The following is a 3,793-nucleotide window of genomic DNA, read 5'->3' on the forward strand; positions in this document are numbered from 1 at the left end:
CACCACTTCAGTAAACTGACTTTGGTTGATTCAACCACGTTTCGAACAGTGCCACTGGCGAGATAGTTTGTGCCTTAGCACTATTAAGTGTGAAGCTAGAACCCAATAATCATGAGCACTTAACCCATAGTTTCTTTAAATTCTAGCTAACGCCAAATTAAGGTGTGAACAACGCTAACACCTTAGCTAAACCATTGTGCCATAAACACTAAACTTGCTTGAAGTGAAACCGCCAAGCGTTGTGAATCACTCTTAAATTTATTGTTAGCACTCTTAGATTATCGCTGCTTCATAAACGCCACTGCTAACCCAGAAGAAACGAATGTGATACCTGCACCAATATTTAGCCCTGACACCAGTTTAGGTTTGTTTCTAAACCATTCAGACAGTTGAGACGAGAAAACACCCATTAAACTAAAGCCAACTGCAGTTAATACCGCAAACCAGACTCCATAGCCGATCATTTGAGTTGTCACTGACCCTAAGCTTGGGTTTACAAATTGAGGTACAAAAGCAAGGACAAACATTCCTGGCTTCGGGTTAAGCGCTGCAGATAGAAAGCCGGTTGAGAAGATAACTTTCAGCGACTGTTTTTTCGCTGGTTCCAATGAAAACAGATTTCTCGAACGAAGAACTTTCACGCCCAACCAAATTAAGTAAGCAGCACCAACGAGTTTTACTACGTAGAACGCTACTTCAGAGGTCTGAATTAGAAGAGTTAGCCCGAATGTGGCTGCGACGACATGAAACAAGATCCCCGCACCAGAAGACATGCCCGATATGACTGCCGCCAGTCGACCTTGACTTAAACCACGACCGATCGCGAGCAAATTGTCTGGCCCAGGCGAGATAACTAACAGTAAACAAGCCAATGTATAAGTAACAAATATCTCTAATGGAAACATAAAACCTCCTTGTTGCATGATTCTGAGTGCTAACGCCGCGTTAAGGTGTGAACAACGCCCGCACCCAACTTAACCTATTGTGCCGTAAACACTAAAGCTGATACAAACTGAAAATGCCAAGCGTTGAGAATCACTCTTAAACGCTTTGTTATAAGCGTGGTAGAGTGGATTACGAGCTTACTTTGTACAATTTAAACCTAGTAACAGTTTTATGAAAGAAAGTGTGGATACTGTTGCATATTTAAGTAGTATCATAACCACACTAACTTTAGGTTTAAATTGCGGGAATTAACATGCAACTTTCGATTATACCCAACACCCTCGACGACTTTAACTTACACGAGTTAACTACAATCCAACTCGGAGACGAGTTTTACTTTATTGCTGATGAAGTAACTGCTGCCCTTGATTACGCAGATCGAAAAGCGCCGATTGATAAACTCGACGCCGAAGATAAAATGCTTTCCCCACACCCAATTCGTGGGCACATGTATGTACTTATTACTGAAGCAGCACTCTATGAGTTGGTTTTTGCCAGTAAGAAACCTAATGCTAAGAAATTCCAACGTTGGGTTACTAGAGAAGTTCTACCAGAGATCCGTAAGAAGGGTTACTACGGTAAGGTAAAACTACCCGGCTTTGTAAACCGATTTAACCTAAACTATGGCAGAGTTTCTAGAGGTTACTTTTCTGTAATTAGTGAGCTATTCATTCGTTTATACGGCTCATTAGAAATGTTAGGTTACGAAATTCCAGACCAAGCACAGGATGGTAAAGATATTAGACCTGACGTAAGCGTAGGTAGACTTTTCTCTAGCTATCTATCTGAACATCATCCTGAGCACGCAGAAAGCTACCAAATGTACAGTCATATGTTTGGGAATGGGCACACTCGTGATGCTCGTGAATACCCAAATGAACTACTACCTATTTTTATTAAGTTTGTAGATGAAGTTTGGATCCCTAGCAAAGCGAAAGACTACTTTAAAGGTCGAGATCCTGTTGCATTGGAATACCTACCAAAGTTAATCGAAGTACACTAAGCCATTACTAGCCTTGAAAGAGAGGTCTGCACGACCTCTCATTTATCTGGTAGCTTATAACGCCGCATTAAGGTGTGAGCAACGCTACCACAAAACTAAACCATACCACCGTATACACAAAACCCAACGATGGAATGAAAAATGCCATGCGTTGGGAATCACTCTTAAATGCTTTGTTAGCCGCTCATTCCCAAAGGTTACTGCTTACTCAACAGGAACTTACGCAAATCTCTCTCTGCACGCATAACAAACAGAATAAACACTTTGTCACCGTCTTGTTTATAGAAAACACGACATGGATTAACGACAACTTCACGATAACTTAGATGTTCTAGCTCGGGTGGAATACGACCTGACTCTGGGAAAGTTTGTAGGCGTTCGACTTTGGAGAAGATCGTTTGCACTAACTGCTTTGCAGCTACGATATTTTCAAGTGCGATGTATTCAGCGATATCGTTGAGGTCAGATAACGCTGGTTCAGTCCAGATTATTTCAGCCATTTTGACATTTTGTCCTTAGCTTCATCATGGCTTACCACTTTACCGTCAGCTAGTGCACGCTCTCCTCGTGCAATACCCTCAAGAATAGCTAAACGATTTTGCATAAACTCGTAGTCATCAACATCAACGAGATAAGCGGATGGCTTACCATGCTCAGTAATTAACACTGGCTCTTTGGTGTCGTGGAGATCGGCGAGGATCTTAGTTGCTTGACGTTTGAGTGATGTAACTAGTTCTACTTTCATGAGAGCTGCTCCAAAGGAATACTAAAGTGATACTATTCTATCACTTTGAGTATAGCAAGCTCCATGACGGCTAACGCTGTGTTAAGTGGTGAGCAACGCACCACAACACTTAATAAAGCCACCTTAATCACTGCACTAAAATTTGCAACCAAAACCGCCGAGCGTTGAGAATCCAGCTTGAACACTTTGTTAATAAAATACTTTCCGCACGCTCTTGACCCAAACAACCCACCGAACTCAACAGTACAAACCAACCAAATTTTTATTGGCTACTGACCCACTCTCCTTTCCAGAAACCAGCTTTAAGCAAGTAGCCAACCAAAGTCACAGAGAACAAGCCACCCGCTGAAGTCACGGACAGTTAATTGCCACAACGATGTACCTTTGAGAGCGAAGATGGCTGTTGGCATATTAGCGCTTTCGATGATTTCAAATGGCATTTACATCAAAGAAACTTCATAACTCAAAGCGCGCTAGAGTACGAGAATTTGTGCCGAGAAAGGCACAGCCAATGAAGGACTACATACCCTAAAAACTACTCGTTAACAGTAGCTTATTAACGCCCTGCTAAGTGGCTGACAACATACCACAAAACGAAAACAAGCCACCGTAAACACAGTGCAAACTTTGAAGTAAATTCGCCGAGCGTTGGCAGTCCGTCTTAAGCAGATTGTTAGCTGCTACGAAGAAGGTTGAGGTCTTCACCCAAATGCCTAATTTGAAATACATTATTAGTTTCAGATGATAATGTAAATTGGACAGCTCAAAAACCAAAATACTATTGATGAAACATGCTTGGCAAAGAATGCTTTCGAAGAAGCCAACAACACAGTGCATGAAACCAATTTAGCTACGGCAACGTTTCAACCCCAGAGAAGCCACACCAAAGAACTAGGCAAACACACCACTTCAGTAAACTGACTTTGGTTGATTTAATCACTTTTCGAACAGTGCCACTGGCGAGATAGTTTACGCATTGGGGCTATCAGGTGTGAAGTTAGAACCCCGTATTCATGAGCACTTAAGCCCCTAGTTTCTTTAAACACTAGCTAACGCCCTGCTAAGTGGCTAGCAACGCAAACCACGACACTTAAACTAAC

General features: G+C 42.1%; 4 protein-coding genes. 1 reads left to right on the top strand and 3 read right to left on the bottom strand.

What is annotated here, in order from left to right; genetic code table 11:
* Positions 1-278: 278 nt before the first annotated feature.
* Positions 279-905 carry a LysE family translocator gene (locus APB76_RS18015; RefSeq protein WP_054963645.1) on the bottom strand — a complete coding sequence of 209 codons (627 nt, stop codon included), beginning with the start codon at positions 903-905 and terminating at the stop codon, positions 279-281.
* A gap of 293 nt (positions 906-1,198) precedes the next feature.
* Between APB76_RS18015 and APB76_RS18020 the strand changes: the two genes are divergently transcribed.
* On the top strand, positions 1,199-1,948 hold the full coding sequence (locus tag APB76_RS18020) for a BRO-N domain-containing protein (RefSeq protein ID WP_025630408.1): 750 nt from the start codon (positions 1,199-1,201) through the stop codon (positions 1,946-1,948).
* A gap of 197 nt (positions 1,949-2,145) precedes the next feature.
* Here APB76_RS18020 and APB76_RS18025 read toward each other — a convergent pair whose 3' ends face one another.
* Together APB76_RS18025 and APB76_RS18030 are read right to left on the bottom strand one after the other, a co-directional pair.
* The gene (locus APB76_RS18025; protein WP_025548916.1) at positions 2,146-2,448 is read right to left on the bottom strand and encodes a type II toxin-antitoxin system RelE/ParE family toxin; all 303 of its coding nucleotides are present in this window, start codon (positions 2,446-2,448) and stop codon (positions 2,146-2,148) included.
* Entirely contained in the window at positions 2,436-2,693 is a 258-nt protein-coding gene (locus tag APB76_RS18030) for a type II toxin-antitoxin system Phd/YefM family antitoxin (RefSeq protein ID WP_005448240.1), read from the bottom strand. Before APB76_RS18030 ends, APB76_RS18025 begins: the two co-directional genes overlap by 13 nt.
* Between the last annotated feature and the right edge of the window lie 1,100 nt (positions 2,694-3,793).

This window comes from Vibrio bivalvicida, assembly GCF_001399455.2.
Taxonomy (GTDB): domain Bacteria; phylum Pseudomonadota; class Gammaproteobacteria; order Enterobacterales; family Vibrionaceae; genus Vibrio; species Vibrio bivalvicida.

Excerpts from the sequence above, each read along its gene's own strand:
- APB76_RS18015 (WP_054963645.1), bottom strand. The coding sequence starts at position 905 with ATGTTTCCATTAGAGATATTTGTTACTTATACATTGGCTTGTTTACTG.
- APB76_RS18020 (WP_025630408.1), top strand. The coding sequence starts at position 1,199 with ATGCAACTTTCGATTATACCCAACACCCTCGACGACTTTAACTTACAC.
- APB76_RS18025 (WP_025548916.1), bottom strand. The coding sequence starts at position 2,448 with ATGGCTGAAATAATCTGGACTGAACCAGCGTTATCTGACCTCAACGAT.
- APB76_RS18030 (WP_005448240.1), bottom strand. The coding sequence starts at position 2,693 with ATGAAAGTAGAACTAGTTACATCACTCAAACGTCAAGCAACTAAGATC.